Origin of the sequence: Anaerobacillus arseniciselenatis (assembly GCF_001865995.1) — a bacterium.
Lineage (GTDB): Bacteria > Bacillota > Bacilli > Bacillales > Anaerobacillaceae > Anaerobacillus > Anaerobacillus arseniciselenatis.
This window is the reverse complement of sequence record NZ_MLQQ01000053.1, coordinates 1-20,991: the sequence shown is the minus strand read 5'-3', so window position 1 is coordinate 20,991 and position 20,991 is coordinate 1. Positions and strand designations below refer to the sequence as shown.

Annotated in this window: 18 protein-coding genes; 3 read left to right on the top strand and 15 right to left on the bottom strand. The window is 32.1% G+C overall.

Going from position 1 to position 20,991, the window contains the following annotated elements:
- Positions 1-165 precede the first annotated feature (165 nt).
- From BKP35_RS17725 to BKP35_RS17700, 7 genes are all read right to left on the bottom strand, one after another.
- On the bottom strand, positions 166-660 hold the full coding sequence (locus BKP35_RS17725; protein WP_071314718.1) for a hypothetical protein: 495 nt from the start codon (positions 658-660) through the stop codon (positions 166-168).
- Between the two features lie 165 nt (positions 661-825).
- Positions 826-1,146, bottom strand: a complete 321-nt coding sequence (locus BKP35_RS17720) for an Imm53 family immunity protein (RefSeq protein ID WP_071314717.1) — start codon at positions 1,144-1,146, stop codon at positions 826-828.
- A gap of 181 nt (positions 1,147-1,327) precedes the next feature.
- The gene (locus BKP35_RS17715; protein ID WP_071314716.1) at positions 1,328-1,918 is read right to left on the bottom strand and encodes a VanZ family protein; all 591 of its coding nucleotides are present in this window, start codon (positions 1,916-1,918) and stop codon (positions 1,328-1,330) included.
- A gap of 87 nt (positions 1,919-2,005) precedes the next feature.
- Positions 2,006-2,128 carry a hypothetical protein gene (locus BKP35_RS20170; protein ID WP_281244270.1) on the bottom strand — a complete coding sequence of 41 codons (123 nt, stop codon included), beginning with the start codon at positions 2,126-2,128 and terminating at the stop codon, positions 2,006-2,008.
- Between the two features lie 170 nt (positions 2,129-2,298).
- Positions 2,299-3,078: a molybdate ABC transporter substrate-binding protein gene (modA, locus tag BKP35_RS17710; RefSeq protein WP_071314715.1), complete on the bottom strand. Its 780-nt coding sequence runs from the start codon at positions 3,076-3,078 to the stop codon at positions 2,299-2,301.
- Between the two features lie 533 nt (positions 3,079-3,611).
- Complete coding sequence (locus BKP35_RS17705; RefSeq protein ID WP_071314714.1) at positions 3,612-5,342, bottom strand: hypothetical protein; 1,731 nt, start codon at positions 5,340-5,342, stop codon at positions 3,612-3,614.
- A gap of 439 nt (positions 5,343-5,781) precedes the next feature.
- Entirely contained in the window at positions 5,782-6,666 is an 885-nt protein-coding gene (locus BKP35_RS17700) for an AraC family transcriptional regulator (protein ID WP_071314713.1), read from the bottom strand.
- 416 nt (positions 6,667-7,082) lie between these two features.
- Here BKP35_RS17700 and BKP35_RS17695 point away from each other — a divergent pair, with 416 nt between their 5' ends.
- From BKP35_RS17695 to BKP35_RS17685, 3 genes are all read left to right on the top strand, one after another.
- The gene (locus tag BKP35_RS17695; RefSeq protein WP_071313328.1) at positions 7,083-7,274 is read left to right on the top strand and encodes a hypothetical protein; all 192 of its coding nucleotides are present in this window, start codon (positions 7,083-7,085) and stop codon (positions 7,272-7,274) included.
- Positions 7,275-7,495: 221 nt separating this feature from the next.
- Complete coding sequence (locus BKP35_RS19080) at positions 7,496-7,615, top strand: YjcZ family sporulation protein (RefSeq protein ID WP_084031738.1); 120 nt, start codon at positions 7,496-7,498, stop codon at positions 7,613-7,615.
- 1,002 nt (positions 7,616-8,617) lie between these two features.
- On the top strand, positions 8,618-9,619 hold the full coding sequence (locus tag BKP35_RS17685) for a DUF3231 family protein (RefSeq protein ID WP_071314711.1): 1,002 nt from the start codon (positions 8,618-8,620) through the stop codon (positions 9,617-9,619).
- A gap of 583 nt (positions 9,620-10,202) precedes the next feature.
- Here the strand turns inward: BKP35_RS17685 and BKP35_RS17680 are convergent.
- The 8 genes from BKP35_RS17680 to BKP35_RS17650 all read right to left on the bottom strand — a co-directional run bounded on the left by BKP35_RS17680 (position 10,203) and on the right by BKP35_RS17650 (position 20,856).
- Entirely contained in the window at positions 10,203-10,523 is a 321-nt protein-coding gene (locus BKP35_RS17680; protein ID WP_071314710.1) for a MerR family transcriptional regulator, read from the bottom strand.
- Between the two features lies 1 nt (position 10,524).
- Entirely contained in the window at positions 10,525-11,274 is a 750-nt protein-coding gene (istB, locus tag BKP35_RS17675) for an IS21-like element helper ATPase IstB (protein WP_211274642.1), read from the bottom strand.
- Positions 11,271-12,821: an IS21 family transposase gene (istA, locus tag BKP35_RS17670; protein WP_071314709.1), complete on the bottom strand. Its 1,551-nt coding sequence runs from the start codon at positions 12,819-12,821 to the stop codon at positions 11,271-11,273. The genes istB and istA overlap by 4 nt, the downstream gene beginning before the upstream one ends.
- Before the next feature lie 693 nt (positions 12,822-13,514).
- A complete protein-coding gene (locus tag BKP35_RS17665) occupies positions 13,515-15,194 on the bottom strand; it encodes a UvrD-helicase domain-containing protein (RefSeq protein WP_211274641.1) in 1,680 nt (559 codons plus the stop codon).
- A gap of 5 nt (positions 15,195-15,199) precedes the next feature.
- Positions 15,200-17,233, bottom strand: coding sequence for an ATP-dependent nuclease (locus BKP35_RS17660; protein WP_071314708.1), 2,034 nt, complete (start codon positions 17,231-17,233; stop codon positions 15,200-15,202).
- A gap of 453 nt (positions 17,234-17,686) precedes the next feature.
- Positions 17,687-17,824 (bottom strand): YvdQ family spore coat protein, encoded by a 138-nt coding sequence (locus tag BKP35_RS19745; protein WP_169819262.1) that lies wholly within the window; start codon positions 17,822-17,824, stop codon positions 17,687-17,689.
- A 475-nt stretch (positions 17,825-18,299) separates the two neighbouring features.
- On the bottom strand, positions 18,300-18,722 hold the full coding sequence (locus tag BKP35_RS17655; protein ID WP_071314707.1) for a hypothetical protein: 423 nt from the start codon (positions 18,720-18,722) through the stop codon (positions 18,300-18,302).
- Positions 18,723-18,783: 61 nt separating this feature from the next.
- On the bottom strand, positions 18,784-20,856 hold the full coding sequence (locus tag BKP35_RS17650) for a S8 family peptidase (RefSeq protein WP_071314706.1): 2,073 nt from the start codon (positions 20,854-20,856) through the stop codon (positions 18,784-18,786).
- Positions 20,857-20,991: the final 135 nt, after the last annotated feature.

The window sequence follows — 20,991 nt, the reverse complement described above, 5'->3', positions numbered from 1 at the left end:
ACTATTCTTTGAAATATTCTTCATCAAAAATAATCCTCCTCAATACTAAATCTCGTTATGTAAGGAAACTCCCCGTTAGCGTTCAGAAGGGCAGCGATAGCTTGTGCAGCTAACGCTTTCGTTTGTTAAAGAAGGATTTTTTAATCTTTAGTATTGATATAGTTTCTAAACGGAAAAACCTGCTTCATCAAATCCTTGTATTATTTTTTCTAACAATCTCGAAGAAGGGAGATATTCTTCAGAAAATTCCTTTATGTTATGTTCTTCAATGCCAAGGGACTCAAAAAACAAATCTAACTTTTCCCTTACACCATAAAGCTCTTGAATATCAGTAGTACTTATATTGTCAGTAATTATTGAATCCTGATAATTAACAAATAAAAATATATCACTTGGTACATTGATTTCAATCAATCCCATCAATTGATTTGCTGCATGAGCTTCAGAAGCCGCACGAGCCAATTGAATATCGAATGCTTCCATATCATCGTCTTCATAAGCTTCAATTGCATTTTCTAAATGAATTTGGATATAGCCGTAATTCTGCAAAACGTGAATCAAAATATCTTGCTTTATCTGGTCATGTGGTAGCAAACCTCTCCCCAAATAGCCCCCTATTAGTATGGTAAAAATAATTGCAGTAATAATTATTTTTCGCAAAAGTATTCCCTCCTGTTTCAGCTAAACTGTTCAACAAAGGTTCTCCTCAACCGTAACATAACTCTCTATCTGATTCGAATAAAAAGGAAATTATTTACCTAAGTAATCTCCCCGTTTGTTGAACAAGAACAGCGACAGCTTGTTGTGCTATCGCACTCCGTTAATTTAAGAAGACATTTCATTCCTATCAACCCATGATATAAAAATATCTATAATCTCTTCTAAATTTTCTGGACCACCAACACCAAAAAAGCATAAGCAGCTCACTTCTTCATCATAGCCGACTGAACACTGTACCCAATTATTTTTATTACGATTTAGCTTTATTGAATTAAATGGTTTGTTCTCAACTTCAGTGTTTTCGATGCTAATCTTTACCTTCCAAATTAATGAGTCTGTTGTTTCTAAAAACACTCCACCATTATGCTTCTCTTTCTGCTGTATATGATGCCATGCTTGAATCCAGCTTATTTTTTTATGTAACATACATTACCAATCCTTATACTTATTTTACATTTTTTTCTACCACTAAATATTAACATAATTCCTTTTTTATTTGTTTATAAATTGAAAAAACGAGCTGAATTAATTACAGCTCGTGAGTTTACTATCGCTCTCGTTTGTTTAAGTGAAATATTGCAATTTATTAAATTTGACGAAGCTTAATTTAGGTGTTCACTCTTTGTTTCTTATATCTAATGTTGCTATATAGTTTGTTTAGCTGTTCAAAAAGCAAGTAACCAAAAACACCACCAACAGTATTTAAAATTAAATCATCTACATTAAAACTTCGTGCATATATGAGACCAAAATAACTAGATATAATTTGCATAGTTTCTATTCCCAAGCTAACTAAAAATATAAGTAAGGCAGCTCTTTTAATATTACCAACTTTATATAATGATAGATAAACGCCTAATGGAAACAACAATAAAACGTTATAAAAAGATGACCTTATAGCATCCCAAAAAAACCAACTTAAACCAGAGACATTATAATGGCTTATTAAATCTCCCACAAAATAAAATGGAATAAGTTGAGTATTCCAACGCCAACTCCAGTGATTACCCTCAGCAATAGGTGGAACATGGATACCTCCAGTTGTTTGTTGCAATACATTTATTGCATAAAATAGAAAACTGAGAAACACTAATCGTTTTAACATATTTTTCTTTCGATTTTTTAACAGGTCAATAATAAAATATAAAACAATAATAATAATAACTATTCCTATACTAACTAGATTTATTAGGTACACTTAAATTCTCCTTAAAAATTATTAACATCAGAAATAATAACTGCCCGATACATTACCTGTTCAAGTAAAGCATTCGTTAATAAAAAATTAAAATAGGTTCTTAATCGTAAAAAAAGCGATAACAGCAACAATAAGAATAATCATACAGCCAGGCTTTCCAAAGAGTCCTCTATCAAATAAGTCTGTATTCTCCTCATTTTTTCTACTCATTTTTAGTCCCCCCGAATAGATTTTTGATTTGCTTAAAACAACATAAATTAAAATTTCAGTTATCATTCTTTAATTAATGCACTCCGTTACTTCAAGTGCATTATTTTACAATCTAATAAAACTATATTTAAATTTAAGGAGCATTTACACAAGTAAATGCTCCTTAAATTTTACTCTGTTGGGACAATAAATCCATATCTTTCCATAATTGGTTTGCCAATTGGACCAAAAATAAAGTTAATAAATTCTCGTGCGGCTTCTTCTTGTTTTGTTGAATTGTTAACGGCTATCATTTGTTCTAATGGAGCATGCATATGGTCATCAATTATTGAGAAGTTAACTTTATCTTCTACCACTAACGAAAGTGCAATAATTGCAACCTCCGCATTTCCAGTTTCTATATAAGTAAGTGTGTCTGAAATATTTCTACCATAGACAAGTTTGTTTTCTAATTGGTCCCATATACCAGCAGTTTCAAGGGCTTGCTTGGCAGCTGTACCATAGGGAGCGTGATCAGGATTTGCAATTGCTACCTTTGTTACTTCTGGTTTTAATAATTGTTCAATGTTTTCAACATTAAGTGAGCTATCGGCTCTTGTTGCAAGTCCAATACGCCCAAATGCGTAAACCTTCATTGTATCACTGATAAGTAAATTCTTCTCATCTAGATTTTCTATAAATTTTTTATTCGCTGCTGCAAAAACATCAAATGGTGCTCCATTCTCGATTTGGTCTGCTAACTGCCCTGTTGAGCCAAAGGAAAAAGTAACTTTTGTTCCAGTTTCTTCTTCAAACAGCTTTCCGATTTCACTAAAAGCAAGGGTTAAATCTGAAGCAGCGGCAACTGTTAATTCAACCTTAGATGTATTTTTTGTTGAATTATTACACCCCGTGATATTTAAAAGCAAAATAAATGAAAATAAGGTGAAAATTAGTTTCTGACTTAACATTAATTATCAATACTCCTTTAAAAATAGTCCCCATTTATTATACTAAATAAAGCCCCTAAAAAACCACTTTGTTATTAAAGTAAACTGCTCGTTAGTTTAAGTGAAATGTTTCACAAATTCACGGATCTTCATAAATAAATCATACCAGAAAATAACAAATTAGGTATGATAAGAACTGAAAAACTACTCGTATCTATGAGTAGTTGGTAAATTGCTTGTTGCGTAGTAGGAGTCAACTACGCAATATAAAATTACTCCGCTTCGGGCGTATAAAAAAGAATGAGCGCTGATCCTGTTCCAGGATAGCGCCCAATTGTTGAACATCACATTATTCTATTCAAAAAAGTGGAGTGGAGCAGAGTAACGATTTGTCTGGATAGGAATTACTTTTATCCATGAACACAAGTCGTTAGTAAGGCTTTACGCCTGATTTTGTTTTTCGAACTCTGCCCACTTATGGTTGGTCAAATTCAGCGGTAATGTGCTTGAATCAATGATTTTCAGTGGCCTTGTCGCTGTTCTTCACGTTTTACCTATATAAATTCCCAAAAATTATTTTCATCTTCTAAGCTAGCTTTAAACTTATCATAACTGACCAGTTCACCTAACATGTCTTTCCATTCTTCTATAGATTCTTCAGAAATTTTATATTCCTCTTTTCTAGAAAATTTAATAAAGGATTCGATTTCTTTATAGATTTCTATATAATTCTCCATCATTTGGAATTTCAGATCATCTTCCGATTTTTGTATCTCCATTGCTATATCATATATTATGTTAGAGATTTTCATTATTACTGCTTTCGCATTAGGATCAATTTCTAATCTTCTTAAATTTAATCTAACAATTCCACCAAAATGATTTATAGTATGTTTTTTCAACTTTCCATTTTTAAATAAATATAACAATACTTCTGAAATAATACTTATTAACCAATAGTTTGGTTCTGTATTTTCAACATGTTTCTCCGGATATTTTAAATAAGTAATGGTATAAGGTATGTACTCCGAGTTATTTTTTATGGCTTCAATTAAATATTCTTTTAAACTCATAGTCCATGAGCGAGTTAGGACAAGTTTTTGTTTTTCGCTTAAATTTCCATTACTTAAAATTTCAGACAATATACTATTGTACGATAGTACATAATGTGAAATTCTTTCTTCCTCTTTAAAACCATTTATTCTAGCTATCTTATCAAACTTACTTCTAAAATTCCCTTGTAAAAAGTCCCATTGTTGTTCATTTCTAAAACTGTCATTTGTTCCATTATCATTTTTATAAAACTCACTATTAAGCATTGTTAATTCCTCAATTGGAACAAACTTCTTTAAATTAGCTTTATATATGTCAATTAATAAATGTTGAATATATATTAAAGACGGAGTTTCTAAAAATGGGTCCACTCTTTTTAAACTTCTTTCAATAAAAAAATCATATTCAAAAAAATTAATGTGATTGAAGTTTTTTTCAGTAGATTTTACTCTAATACTTTTATAAAATTTCATAAAGTACAAAACTACCCATTCTTCGCTATCAGACTTCACCGTACTTAACCATCTACTCTGCATTTTCATGAATATATTAATTATATCTCTAATAGAGTTTGCCTCTAAATGATCCTTTTTTTTAATTTCTTTATAAAAGAAATCAATAAAGCCATTTAAAATATGATGCAGGCTTTTCCTGTCATTTGAATTTATTGCATGCAAACCGATTCCTTCTAATATATAAAACGTATTTTCTTCAGTATGTTTTTCTTTTAAATATTCCTCTCCTATCGGGAAATTAATGTTTGATAATAGTTTATCAATATGTTTCTTTGATGTGGCTTTTAATAAAAAGATTTTAATTAACGGATAAATAGACAAAATAGCTAATGCATATAAAATTACTGCATATATAGTTAAATTAACAATTAAATTTGTAACTGTTCCATTATAAATAAAGTTTATAAATATAAATGTAAATATGCAAAATAAGGATACGATAAAGAAATTTATTAAGGCCGATTCGTTTAAAAGAACATATTTAAGTCTGCTACCAAAAGTATGCTCAGATAACGTAATACCTAATATTAATACTGAAACTATTATCCCTAACAGTGAACTTAGAGAACCTATACAAATTGAAATAAATGTAGGAACATTAAAACTGTTTATAGACACTTCAAAAAAAGTAAATTTACTTAAATAAAATTGTAGAAGAAAAATTATCACTAATAATATTATTAGCCAAAATCTTTTAAAAAACCCTTCTATTGTCAAATGCATCCCCACTTTCCTATTACTATATAAAATTATATGATAGAAATGCTACTAGAGGAAAGCATAACAACTGTAGATGTTGCTGAATCAAAAGCATATATTCAACAAAAGCTTAGCCCTAAACATTACTTACTGAACTTACGACAGAAATATTGATGCGGTTTAAAGTAATAAAAGCAAAAGCAAACAACCAATTAAAGCTGCATCATTTCCATGAAAGGTTATTCCACAATATGGACCGAAAATGAAAAGGAAAGAACCTCTTATTAAAGATTCGTTCCAGTATTCTGGAGGAGCAATATTAATCATTTCATGCCAAAAGTGGCTACTCTACTAATAAACTTACTACTGAACAGTAGTTTTGTACTGCGCAGCAAAAGATCGTTTTTCTAAGAATAGATAAATAAAAAGGAGCTGCCTCAACAGCTCAGAGATTACTTCAAATTTTATTCTGCTTTTTCAAAACTGGAATCCAAATTTCACATTTTACTGATGGTGAAGATAAATCTTTACTTTTAATCGATAAGATCTCAGGTCCTTCTTGTACTTGATAGTTGGAAGATGGGAACCACTCAGAATAAATCCTTCCCCATGTTTCCTGGAGGGTGTTAGGAAATGGTCCTGTTGATTCAAATATCGCCCATGTTAAATTAGGAACTTCAAGTTTTAAAAAGTTTTCAGGGTTCTCTCGTGTAGTCGCCACTCCTATATACTGGTCCAGCTCTCCTTTTCCTTCCATACGTCCTTCTGAAAAGTTTGTAGATGCTTGTATCATTCCTTTTGGGTCAACATTTGAGAGGTTTTGTAATTCCTCTATTTTTTCCATAGTCAAGGATTGCCACATCGCAGCTATTTCCGGATTTTCTCCTTCAAAAACAATTGGAACTCGATTCATAATACCAACGATGTTAAATGCTTCTTTTTGTTCGATTCTGTAGTTCATTTCATTTCCTCCTCTAATTGATAATTGGAAGGTCATGAGTGGATATGCTTTTAATTGCTGACCATTGTTTCTTGCTTCTGATGGTGTTACACCATGTAAATTGAGAAAAGCTCTAGTAAAGGAATCTGGTGAATTGTATCCATATTTCATCGCAACATCGATTACTTTTACGTTCCTATTTTGAAGCTCAAATGCTGCCAAACTAAGTCGTCTACGGCGTATATATTCTGATAACGTAATTCCTGCAAGGAAAGAAAACATTCTTTTAAAATGATATTCAGAACAATGAGCTAACCTTGCCACCACCTTGAAGTCTATTTCGTTAGTAAGGTTTTCCTCAATATACTTCATTGCAGTATTCATGTCCTTAAGCAAATCCATTAATATGACCTCCTTTCATCAATAGAATAACAGGAGTTTACTTTAGTCATCCGACATTATATGCACCATTTTGTAGGATTAATTTTTAATTTCATTATAATCTTTTCGTTCATTTTATCAGGAGAGTGGTATGTCCTTATAAATAAACGAATCCTTATTTAAATACATTCTTTCACAAAGTGACCTAAAAATGAAGAAAATTGCTGCACTGTATCGGTCTACTATGCCTTTAAAAATTATATCCTGTTACAGTATATTATTTGAAATATGCAACAATCATCGGCGTTAATGTCAGTCTATACTATAGATTATTTAATCAAGTTTACTTTAGCAGTCCCTCTGTCCAATCTTTTATTAAGACTCCATCATAACCTTAAAGTAAACCAGAAAATAAAAACTAGATAAGGGGAGATTATATGGAACAATTAGCTTGGACTTATCAAGGACAAATGGTGGAAATTAGAGATGCTTATGGTGGAATTCATACTGGTATTATCGAAGGTGTTAATCAACAAAGAGGACTGTTTCTTCGCACATCACCCTTTAGAAGAATATTTATCCCCTTCTTCTTAATCACATCTCTACTTCTTTTACGACGATTTTTCTAAAAAGGGCTGCTTTTCAGCTCTTTTTTCTTTCCCTACACATACATAAAAAATAAATTCACTTCGCATACGTTGTCACATCCGTTACATTCGTACTATTTATTTAATTTACTTTTTTTACTTAAATACAAAAAATGTATTTTAGCTTATATAGTTCGTCCAACTCTTTTGAACAACTAAAACATAAAGTATATTAATCCTTTAGTAATGGAGGTGAATTTTTCATGAGTGATTACGGACACATCGCTCCTGTACGCAAAAAAGATAACGATTTTGCGTTAATTGTTGTGCTGTTCATTTTATTGATTATTGTCGGCACGGCTTTCGTTAGATCACATTACTAGACCTTTTTTTTAATACGAGCACTTCTACATTAGTGCTCGCTTTTTTAAATTTCCGGTTCCTACCTTGTATGTTTCCCCTTCTTTGTAACAGCGCAGTAACAGTCATATACGAATAAGAGACGATTACTTAATAAACGTAATCGCCTCCGTAGTTTTTCAACAGTATATTTGTAGCAGCAAATGGATCAGTTATTTTTTCGTCTTTCTTATTCAACATGAGTTCTCATTAGTGAAATGACGGTTTTATGATTTGGTATATTTCTAATTTATAACCATTGTCATTAAAGTATTTCCGAAACTTATATTGATTAGGCAATATTGGTAACCTATTGACTTCTTCGAAATTCATATCCGTCTTAAACACTACTATTTCACCATTTTTCAGATGATATTTATAGAGCCCATTCAAATTCATCACCACTTTATCTTTATTATATGTTCAACTATTTAGCATTTTTAGTTTGACACCTTTTTTCAATGTGTTGCACAAAAAAACGGGCGGTAAATGATACAGCCAATAATTTTACTAATGCACTCGTTAATAAAAATTAAAACAAGTTCTTTATGCTCTTCTGCTCAATACTGGAACAAGAGCAGCGACAGCTTCTTTCACTATCGTTAATTTATTAAGAAATGAAAAATAACTTCTTCTACTACATAGTATTTCTCCTGTGAGAAATACTAAAACTATTACAGATTATAGGATAAAATGATATGACTTATAAATTACAGACTATTCTGTGGAGTATAGCTCTCCCAGGATTTACCTAGTTACTAAACAGGAAAATAATAAAGGAATCATTTTTATTTTTTTTGGAGATCATCGTAATTGTTAATAGTCATTTTAACATTGTGATTTTGTATAGATTTCAAGGAAACATTAGAAGCAATCGAAGCAATAAATTACTACCAATGACTAATGTTCTATCCCTGTCTATTTATGTTTGCTATGTGGGATGCTTATAAAGATTGTAGTAAAGACACTAAATGGAGGCTTATATTATGACTCAAAAACAAGCTTTAAGTTCAAGTGAATTAGGAACATTATGGTTGACCTTTCAACAAAAAACTATGGTACAGAGAATGCTTGAATATTTTATAGAACAAGCTGATGACAATCAAGCCAAAGAGATCATGCAAGATGCACATATGAAAGTGCTTAACTATGTTGACGATATAAAAACCATCCTCAAGAATGAAGGGGCGGTTATTCCTGTCGGATACACAGAGCAAGATGTTAATATTGGCGTACCTAAGCTATATGACAATATGTTTGATATTATGTTTTGTCGTCTTATCAGCTCAATAGGCATGGGATTGCATACACTCCACATGAATATGGCATATCGCAAAGATATTGTGCTTCTTTACAAGGAATTAACTGCTTTTACTCAAAGTGTTTACGATGAATGTGTAGACTATTTGCAAAAGAAAGATGTTTTACCACTTCCTCCTGCTGTATCTATGCCAAAATCTGTGGAGTTTGCAGATGGATCCAATTATATGAGTGGTTTTAACTTGTTTTCTGAAAAGCGAGCATTGAATACAGTTGAAATAGCACATTTATATAATGCAATTGAATCAAATATTATTGGAATGCAAATGATAACAGGATTCGCACAAGTAGCAAATGAACCTGAAGTAAAAAAATATTTCGTAAAGGGAAAAGAATTAGCCAAAAAAATTGTAACTGACTATACACAAATATTTCTTCAAAGTGATATTCAACCGCCTTCAACATGGGGGGCAAATGCAACAGATTCAAAGGTAGCTCCTTTTTCTGATAAACTAATGATGTACTGTACCAGCATATTTTCTGGCTTTGGTTTAGGTAGCAATGCTTTCGGAACAGCATTTAGTTTACGAAGTGACCTTCCTTTAATAATGGTTAATACAGCAAAAGACGTATTAACTTATGGGCGCGACGGTGGAAAAATAATGGCGAAAAATGGTTGGCTTGAAGAACCACCTTCCATGCTGGATAGGAACGATTTAACTAAATAATTAAGAAGAGTTTATTATAATAATACAAGTTCTCCTGAATATAAGAAGAACTTGTATTATTTCACTTAGAAAAAATATCGTATATTGGATAGAAGTTTTGCCTATATTTAACTAATCTTAATCCCTGCTTTTTCCTCTCCTAACCTGCTCGTCACTTTAAGTGAAACCCTTCACAATATCATGGATATTCATAAAACAATAATACCGAAAAATAACTGATTATTGTTTTTGTTTTTCATAAAAAATGGAAAAGTTTCATCCAAACAATTTAATGGAAAGATCCTTATTTTTTTATGATTTCGAATTATAAAAAATATAATTTAATCCTAATGATTACAGCCACTGAAATGTACCACTCTCGCCATGTTTTTTACCACTGAATGACAAGGAATTTTCCATGTAACGCCAAGGTATTTACCAATTGTATAAAAAAGCCCTACAGATTAACATTTTGATAACCTTGTAGGACTTTTTCTTTTGATATCTGTTTTTAATAAAATAATAAGCCTATCATATTTTCACATTCTAGCTTTAAAGAAAGGTTCATCTCATAAGATTGGTGAAGGAAAGAAATCGTATGAAATTAAAATGGCATTATTCCTAAACTGATTTTCAAATTTACGTTTTCGTATTCTAATTTACTAACTTCATTCTTAAGCCTTTCGACTTCCTTTAATAATCTTTCAATTTTCACTTTATCATCAATACCCATTTCGAATGCTGTACCAGAATATTGGAGATTATGAAGAAACTTCTCAATCTCGTATGGGTGTATTGAGTATCTTCCTTTTATTTTTATAGCTTTTATTTCACCGCTTTTTATCAGCTGTCGAACCTTTTTCTCATCACACCAATAGCCATTAAAATTTAGTTGGTTAGTAGCTTCTCTTATATTAATGGTCATATCAAACACCTAACCCATGACGCTCTCGCATAGAAACTTCTCCGTCTATGAGAATTTGATACGAGTCATGGATAATGCGATCTAGAATAGCCTCCGCAATTGTTTCATTCCCCAATTTTATATGCCATCCAGTAGGGTCTATTTGTGAACAGAATATAGTTGAAGCTGATTTATGACGAGATTCTGTGATTTCTAATAGAATCGCTGCTTCCTCCGTTGATAATTCTGTCAGTAACCATTCATCGAGAATGAGTAAATCTACTTTCGTATATTTCTTGATCAACTTCCGATAGCTTCCATCCGCAGCTAGTTTTGCGAGAGACAGCTCATCTAACAGTTCCGGTAATCGAATATATTTAACATTGTAGAATTGACGACAAGCTGATATCCCAAAAGCTGTAGCTAAGAATGACTTCCCTGACCCAGTTGGCCCTTTCAAAATGATATTGTGGCTGTCATGGATATAGCTACCGTTGGCCAATTTTAATATCAAATTCTTATCTAGCCTTCGATCTTCGTGATACTCCAAATCTTCAATACATGCATTTGAATTTAAAAAAGTGGCTGTTTTAATTAAACGTTGGAGCTTATTATTCTTACGACGGGAATATTCTAAATCGATGAGTAAACTAAAACGCTCTTCAAAACTCATCTTCTGAAACTCCTTATTCAGGGATTGCTCCTTATAGGCTTCCGCCATTCCGCTAAGTTTCATTTCGTGTAATTTTGTTAATGTTTGTTCATTCATCATTTATCCGTCCCTCCATAGTAAGAAGCTCCACGTGTGAAGCCATAGTTATTTTTGCTGATATCTGTTTGACGTTTCAATTCTTGCTCGGCATCATTCTTTTTGTTGTTCTTTAAGAGCGTTTGAATACTTTTGACCGTCGGTCTTTTAGTCATAGAAACTACCATTTTACAAGCGCGTTCAATTTCATATTTTGTGTAACGGCGCTCGGACTTTTTCAAAGAAAATATTGACTGTAACGCTTGTTTTTCATTTTGAGAAGTATCTAAAAGGTAGCGTATAACGCTTAAGGTTGATGTCCCGATACTTTCAGCCCATTCCATTGCAGCCTCTGGTGTTTGATCCACGTATAACTTATGATTATCAGGCATATGATCACGAAGGGTGGCAGATTGTCCAAACTTCCCGTATAATCGTTTATGTGATGCCACACGCATATGATTGAAAAAGATTTCAACGAGGCTATCTGAGAGCTTCACCTCGACTTCTCGATTAATATATTCGTATGGCACAGAATAAAACATGCTCTCGATAGAAAGATGATAGTCAGGTCGTACTTTTGTCTTTTTCCATACAGACATTTTATAAGGTGCAACTGGAAGGGGAGAAAGCGCAAATTTCTCCTCTTCTTCAAACGCAGATAAACGAGACCCTTTTTTCCTGGTAAAAGGACGTTTGTTGAATTCATCTAACTTTTTCCAAACCTCTTCGTTCAATTCATCAATACTAAAGCAATGTGTATTTCTTAATGCTGCGATAATCCATGTAGAGATAACCCCAACAGAACCTTCAACACTCGCCTTATCTTTTGGAGCCCTAACCCGTGCAGGCATCACGACTGTATTGTAGTAGTCTGCCATTTCTCTATAGGTAGGATTTAAAATCAATTCACGTGTGGTATGTTTTGTCACACTCGTTTTTAGATTGTCTGGCACAACAATTTGTGTAGAGCCGCCAAAATACTTATACGCATTATTGTGAGCAGTAATCCATGAACGAGAATCCATCGATAAGGTAGCCTCCGCATATGAGAATTGACTACACGGAAGTGTTGCGACAAAAACATACGCTTTTATCTTCTCCCCAGTATCTCTGTCGATGATGAAGGATGTAGATCCTGCCCAGTCGACTTCCATAATTTCTCCTGGTTTTCTACGAATCCGCAAAGTGGCTTTGTACTTGTCTGCGTAACTGCTGTAGTGGCGCAAAAAACTACGATATGAATACGGAATCCTTTGATTTGCTCGACATTCAGCCTCATACTCATGATGAAGTAGTGATAGTGTCACATTAGGCTTCGCCAACTCTTCATGAATATAATCAAAGTTCAATGGTTGTCGGCCAGAAGCTTCTAAGGTCTTCTCTGGAAAAAGAAATTCCTCAATCCATTTATCCGTCATTTCATCCTCCAACGGACAAACTAATCCCTTCTTTTCGGCTAGGTTAATCACCTCTGTTACTTTTTGACGAGAGTTACCTGTACTTGCGGTAATGCCCCTTAGGCTGATCCCCTCATCGTGCAATTCCAATATCTTTCGATAATGAATCATACAAAAATACCTCCTATATAAATAATGGCACACCCGCAGGTGTGCTCAATAATTATACAGAAGGTGAAGTGGTAAATACCTTGGCACTTACTGGTACATTCTTTGTCATTCAGTGGTAAGAACTATGTCACTGGTGGTACATTTCGTTGGCTGTAATCACCTAATAGTTTGTTGTACAGTATCTAGTCAAATACGAAAGGCGATCACCCAGTAAAGTGATCGCCTTTATAAAATCATGATTAGTTTCCGTATGGTTGTACTGCGCAGTCATTCATGTATTTTAAAATCAAAGATACACCACCGAGAATGAAAATAAGTATTTTCATGGTAGTAAAATAAAGTTTGATTAAATGTGGGCTACAAACTTTGTTTTAATAATAAAGAAAAAATACATTTTTGAAAATCGATTGATCAAAATGTGTGGTTCTTTTATTAGGAAAGAGTTAAATTTTATTAAGTTATACTAAAAAATTATATTTTCCATGTCAATCAAAGCCTATATATTTTTCTTCCACTACACCAGATTCTTCTAACATCTGATAAAGGATTGAAATATCAGAATTAGTATGTCTTTTCCCAAAACGTTTTTCTGAAAATGTGAAATATAAGTTTCTTTTTGATCGGGAAAGTCCTACAAAGAACGTACATTTATCTTCATCTTCTTGATCAGAAAAACTCCAAAATGAACTATCGTCAAATCCTATAAAAAAAAAAAAAAAAAAAAAAAAAAAAAAAAAAAAAAAAAAAAAAAAAAAAAACTACGTCAAATTCTAGCCCCTTACTTTTATGAATTGTCATTATTGGAATTGAGTCATTGCCTTGAAATGAATCAATTGCAGATATCCAATCAGTTTTTGAAATATAATACTGATATAAAGAATCCGTTAAATCTTCTCGTAATTTATTTATATATTGACCTTGTAAATATTGTGGGTAATGTCTCCTTATCTTATTAACATCATAAAAATCTACTATATCAATTAATAATATTTTTAATTCATCTTTATGAGTTATTTTCTTTAATCTTCTTTTTATAATTCTTAACATTATTTTAAGCTGTTTTCTCAGTTCATCAATAATAAAAGGGTTAACTGTACTTGATTTTCCTTCAAAGAAAAACTTCGCCTCCCAGATAAATGACCAAGCATCACTATCTCTAACCTCTAGGGCAGATCTCAATGTGTTAAGAATCAGTAAAACTATATCTTCTTTTAATAAATCTTGGAATTTCGCTTCGTTTCTAGCCTGAATATTTACTTTTTCCAGTACTCCAATAATTTCTTCACTAAATTGCTGTACACTTTGCTTTACTATAATACAAATATCTCTATATGAAATTTGCTGCTGTTGAATTAATTGCGTTATACTTTCAGCAATATGTTCTGCTTCAGTATTTGAATCTTTAAAATACCATATTTCAGCAACTCCTTCCTCTTCGGTCCATTTTGGATTTGCAATAGGTGAAAATGGTACATCTTGTAAATAACTATTAACTATTTTTTGTATCTCTAGTAACCTGGGAGCTGACCTATGGTTCATAACTAACATATATTCTTTTGAATTAAAATCATTTATATAAGAATTAAATATATCGGGCTTTGCCCCTGCCCATAACATTATTCTTTGCCTAGTATCCCCGACAGCTGTGATTGATGTTTCAGAATCATGAAAACACACGTTTACTAATGCATATTGCACACGAGTAGTATCTTGAAATTCATCTAAAAAAACATGAGAATATGTCTTCCTTAAAGATGTTAGAATTAGTGGGTTAGTCTCTAAAATGTAGATTGCTAAAACAGATATCATCTGAAAGCTCAAAGTTGGCTTAATATCGCCATCACCTTTAAGTAATTTATCCCATACATCTTTATAAACACCTGATACATTCTCTAATCTTGTTTTAGTTAAATTATCAATGTACTGTTTTTTAATTTTATTGTTATATAAATTTGCACCACACTTTGAAAATGCTCGAACAAATTCATTCTGATTTCCAGCAATTTCGTAATTTTGATCAGGTCTAAATTCCTCAGGTAGCGCATATAAAAATCTATCTAATATACCTTTTGCAAATGAATCGAAAGTTTGAGATATAAATCTAGACTCCAAATTTTTAGGTACCCTCAGTTTTATCCTATCCTTTAAATTTACTGCTGCATCTCTTTTAAAACTTATTGCTAAAATTCTTCTAGGATTTACACAACTATTCGTCTTCAACAAGAAACATGCTTTTTGTGCTAAAAGTTCGGTCTTACCAGCTCCAGGGCCTGCAACAACTAAAGAATTATTTAAATCCTTTACAGCATCCAAAGCAGCTGGTTCTAATATTATTCCATCACTTGGTTTCCATTCCTTAATTGAAATTCCCATACAATTCATTCCTCTATATTCAGTAATAGCGTGGCTTTATCAGCTATATTTTTAAACACATCGGGAATATTTGCTTGTAAGACATCATCAGCTATATAATTTAATGCTTGCAAATGTGTCACTGGCTTTCCTCTATTTAAGAAGAAATAACTATACCATATCATTAATTCCTTTTGTTTTTTAGTATATGTATGACCATTCCCACCTTTTTCCTTCAAAGCCCTCGTAACATCACTTTTAATACGATCTTGATAAATTGTACTCTGTTTTTCTTCATCAGTTAATTCATGTATTCTTTTTTGCTTTTCGTTTTCAATGATCTTAATTCTAGGTCCTTCATTTTTCTCTAGAGTCATTAAATAATATTCTAAAAACTTTTCAATCATTAAAAAATCAATATCTAAAGGGGAAGAAAAATACACATTATAATTCTCTAACATGTCTATCCAGCCACCAATATACTCATAGCCTTCCCATGTATGCATATTTTCTAATTGATCTTCCGTTAAAATACTACCTCCTTCAAGAGTTAGCAATTCACTTCTAACCACATCATTTTCAAGAAGTTGTTTTATTGCATATTTGACTCTTCCCCAGCCACCACCTTCTCTTTCTTTATCTAAATCTAACAGAGTAATAAAAGGTATATTCAACTGGTTTAAGAGCTTCCAAAAGTGATTAACATGTCTACCTCCTAAAGGAACTACAGATATACCAACGGTATCTAAGTCATCCATGTATAAACTTAGAAATTTTGGTATTAATATATCTTCACTATCGCCTTCTCCTAATACCACTAATGATGAAAAATATAACTCTGGATATGCTTTAATTGCTTCTTTTACATATTTAAATGATTCATCTTGTTTTTCTGGTAGCACAATCTCTTTAGCAATAGTTGTACCGTTTTCTATTCTTAAATGACGGATTTCAGTCGGCTCTACACGTTTTATAATTGATGGACTGTGAGATGTTATCAATACTTGAGAATTATTTCTATTTCGTATGTTATTTAAATTCTTTATAACCTTACCTAGTAGATGTGGGCTAACATGATTTTCCGGTTCTTCAACTAAAATAAGCGTTAAAGCTGGTGGATCAATATTTAATACTCGTTCTTCTATAGAAACTCTGTTTTTAATTTCTGTTATAGCTTCATTTTCTAATTCTAATAGAGTATTTATTAAAGTTAGATAAAATAGAGACTTTAAACCATCCCCTAAATCATCGACTTTAAAGGCCTTTTCGGTATGCGTGGGTGTAAATTCTACTTCGAGTTTTTTTAAGATATTATCCAAATCACTACTACCAAATTTAATATTAGCCTCATTATATCTGGAATCATTATGATAGTTTTTCCATGAAGAAGAAACAACTTTTTTTACTATATTTATTCCAGACTGCTCAGCAACCACCTTATCAAGTTCATCGATTTTTTTATTTATCTTTTCTTTATCTGACTCTTTCCAATTAATTTGGTTTAAAATTCTCCATAATATTGTTCCAGTAGCATTTTTTAACTGTTCGGAGGGGTTTCTCACTGCTGGAATATATATAACTTGTATTTTATTTCTATCATGTGCAGAGATTGGTTTAAGACCTTCCTCGCCTTTATTAACCACATAATGATATTTAAAATCTATTATTCCTTCTGGAGAACTACCTTTTTCATAGTTTGCATCTAAACGTATTACAATATATGGATTGCCACCTGGGTGATCTACTATAAAATTTTCGAAATACTGAGCTATTCCGTAATCATCCTCATCTAACCCTTCACTATCCTCCTCAAAAAATTCAAAGTAAGCTTCTATATAAAAATTCCCTTCTGTGATTTCTTCTGGCGACTTATCTAAGGGTATATGAAAATCAGATTTAGTTATTTTAAAATTCCCAAATAACTTGCGAAGTGCACTCAATACTGTAGTTTTACCTGAACTATTATTACCTATAAATGCGGTTAAATCAGAAATGTTAATGGTTGTATCAGTTGGGCCAAAGCAGCGATAGTTGTTAAAAACCAATTTAGTTAATTTCATAAAAATTTCCTTTCTATTTTCAATATATTAAACCTTATAGATTCCAACGAAAATTTATAAATTATTTTTGCTCTATTTGACATGTTTCCTCCCATGTCTCAAAGTTATATTTCTTTACTTTTAGTACATTTATTCATAAATTCATACATATTTTAACATAAATATCCAATTTAGAAGAACACAGTTATTCAATAATCAGGCCCTTTAACTGAAAAAATAAAATTTCCCCAAACAAAAGTTTGAGAACTCTATTAATCAATTAATAATATTATTATGCTTTCTAAAAAATGAAGATCTTCCTTCCAGCGCAGTATTTAGTCAAACACGAAGAGACGATCACTTAATCGATGTAATCGTCTCCATTTTTTGCAGTATGGTTGTACTGTGCAGCAGTTGACTCTATTTTTTATACTTATTTAACTAAGTTCCAGTTTGTTGAAGAGAGTTCAAGGCTTATTTAAATAAATCCTTTCTATCTGCTGAATGAGGAGGGTACTCTAACCAACCATTAAGAATCATCAATTCTCCGTATTCTCCATAAAGACCCACACTGTCAAGTTGTTTTAAATATTTTAATCTTTCTGGTATCATGTGACTCCTTCAATTACTACTATTATTCCTTCTACTTTTCTCAAAATATCATTCCGCCTTTTTATTCACTGTAAATAACGATCCATTAGGCGCAGTTTCCGTCAACTTTGTAAATGTTCTTAATATGTTCACAATATCATATAGTAGGTCGTATGAAGTAACAAGATCGGCTCTTTTTATTCATATTGGAAGTTGCTTCCCTTCTAGGGTTTTAGAGGTAATAATACAATAAAAAAATCATTTAGAAGGAATAAAATCCTAATACCTTTGTAGCTCCTCGTTCTTCATTGTATTCCTCTCCCTATCCGGCATTATTTGCGTTTGATATTGTATAAGGTATTTACAATGTTTCTGCTCATTGATACTTTTTGTAGTAAAAATGGCGAAAACACTCTCAACTAGTAGGTAAATTAAGGCTTAAATCAAACCCATTACATACAACTGTTTATCCCTTAAAATAACTAAATTGTAAATTTTAAAACTTTGTATATTTTTCTATACCAATCGATTTAACCTTCCATTTTTTGTTATTACTTTCCAAATGAAAAGTTATTAAAGCAACTGAAATTGTATCAATAATATCGTTATTCATTGGGTTATATGTATCTAATCTATATTCTACTAATACTACAGAATCATTATATGAACTTATTATCTCCCTTACTTTACGATGATCTGGTAATTCCTTAAAGGAACTGTATATATTTTTTATTTTATTTACTTCTTCATCTATCTCCATTTCAATAGTTTTATCGTTTTTTATATTATCTAATAAAACTTCAACATACTCTTTGTTTGACATGGCGCTATTAAAAAAAAAGAACATTATTACCACTATAATTATTAAGCTTGAAAAAAAATACACTCTTAATGGATTTAGAATTTTGTTAAACTTCAATCACAAACCTCCTAAGAGAGTATTAGAGAAGAGACTTCATCTCTTCTTTAATACATTAAATTTACTTTGCATTCCAAATTGTACTGTTATTTCCAATAAAACCAAAGTCAACTCTTGGATTCCAGTTATTTATATATCTATTTCTTGCAGTATTTAAAATATATTGATCATTATTAAAATTTGTAGAGTGGATCCATTCGATAGGTTTATATCCATTTTGAGGGGTGTAGTAATCCCATACAGTGTTTATTATATCATTCACACTTGCACTATAAATACGAGAGCGCTGTTCCCAATAGACTTCATATTGATTTGTAGTAAAATAGGTTTTCCATTCTCCATTTGTAAAAACCTGACCTTCTTTATAAGTATCCCTAAAAACTTCCCAAGTATCATTTCGTGCACCTTTACTATCTTCTACAACGTCTGAAAAAGCAGCAATTAATAATCCAAGAACTGGGTGTTTTGATGCTATATATCCAGGCCCCACAGATAAAGCTTTTGAATAAAAATAGTCTTGTAAATCATCCTTTCTTCCTGTCGCCCAATCAAAGTCCCCTCCATTAAATAAATCAGTATGATGAATATGCAGCCTTAAAGCTCCTTCCCCTGGAATATTAGAACTTTTTGGAGAGTCATTTAAAGGTTGAAAATAGTGATATTCTACAATGTTACCATTATCGTCCACTTCATACTCAATATTGATTAGTTTATATTCCTCACTAACATTGTTTAGCTGCTTATTTTCCACCTCTAAATCAGTATATAAATCATATTCTCTTCCTGTTTTTTCTATGAAGTATTTAATCTCGTCTTCATTCAATACATAACTATAAACTCCATCCACTATTGTTTCTATTCTTTCTTCTGAAATTCCATAGATGTTAGTCTCTACATTTTTATTTTGGAAATTAGAAAAGTTCTCTTTAAACCAAGCAGCATAGTTATGGTCCTGTATTTGATTTTCATCTGGTTCTATAATCTCATTTTCAATGAGATTATAATTGACTATTTTTTTCGCTTTTACTAAACCATACCCAAATTCATTAGTACTTCCTAAATATTGAGCTGTATTTTGCATTAGTGAACGAATTTCCACATTAGTTAAATTGGAATTCCCCCCCCATACTAGAGCCGCAACACCTGCTACATGAGGAGCAGCCATAGAGGTACCATTATAGGCATCATACTCATTTCCAGGAACAGTACTCAATACACCAACACCAGGAGCAGATAATTCAACAGCTGGACCTGTACTCGAGAAAGATCCACGTTTGTTATTTTGGTCAATCGCAGCTACAGCGATAACTGATTCATACTTTGCAGGGTAACTAACGTTATCTCCTCTACCTCCTGGGTTTCCGCTGTTACCTGCTGCAGCAACTACTAATAAACCTTCTTCATATGCTAGATTGCTAAATTCTTCTAAAATAGATGAGGAGCTAGACCCACCTAAACTCATATTGATAATGTCCATTCCGTTTTGGATAGACCATTCGATTCCTTGTGCAATTCCCGCATATGAACCACTACCATCATTATTTAAAACCTTTACAGCGTAAAGATTTACTTGAGGAGCTACCCCTAGTACACCTAATTCATTATCAATTGCTCCAACAGTTCCGGCTACATGTGTTCCATGGCCACTTCCATCATAAAATGGATCGTTGTTATCAACATCTGTAAATACAGAGTATCCACCTTTTACATTTTCGGATAGATCCTCATGTGTGTTATCGATCCCTGTATCTAAAATAGCAACGTTAATCCCTTGACCTATATACCCTTCATTGTGAGCAGTTGTTCCTTGTACATGCGGTACCCCCCAAGGAACTGTTTGACCAAACGCTTCCGCGATAGCTTCTTCTTCTACATATTTAATTTGTGGGTGGTTACTTAAACCTTTTGCTTGTCTTTCTGTTAGTTCTAGGTATTTAACTGGTAATAACTCGTATTCATGCAAAATGTTTTCTTCTTCTACTCCGAATGCTGTTAAAATACCTTTCTCAGCAGGACCATCAAACATTACTAAGTATTTTTCCGTGCTTTCCTCAGCTAGCGTTCCTGAAGTTGGAAATGAAGAATAGCCTACAATTAATGTAAAGACTAAAAACAAAGTCATTATTCGTTTCATAAAATTCCCTCCCTCTATAAATATTGATATACCAACGGTTTGAGCCGTTGGAGAAGTACCAAAAAAATATTTTTCGACACGACCTCTAACATTATTTTTATAATATGTGAAACTATGCCAATTGGTGGGTACGCT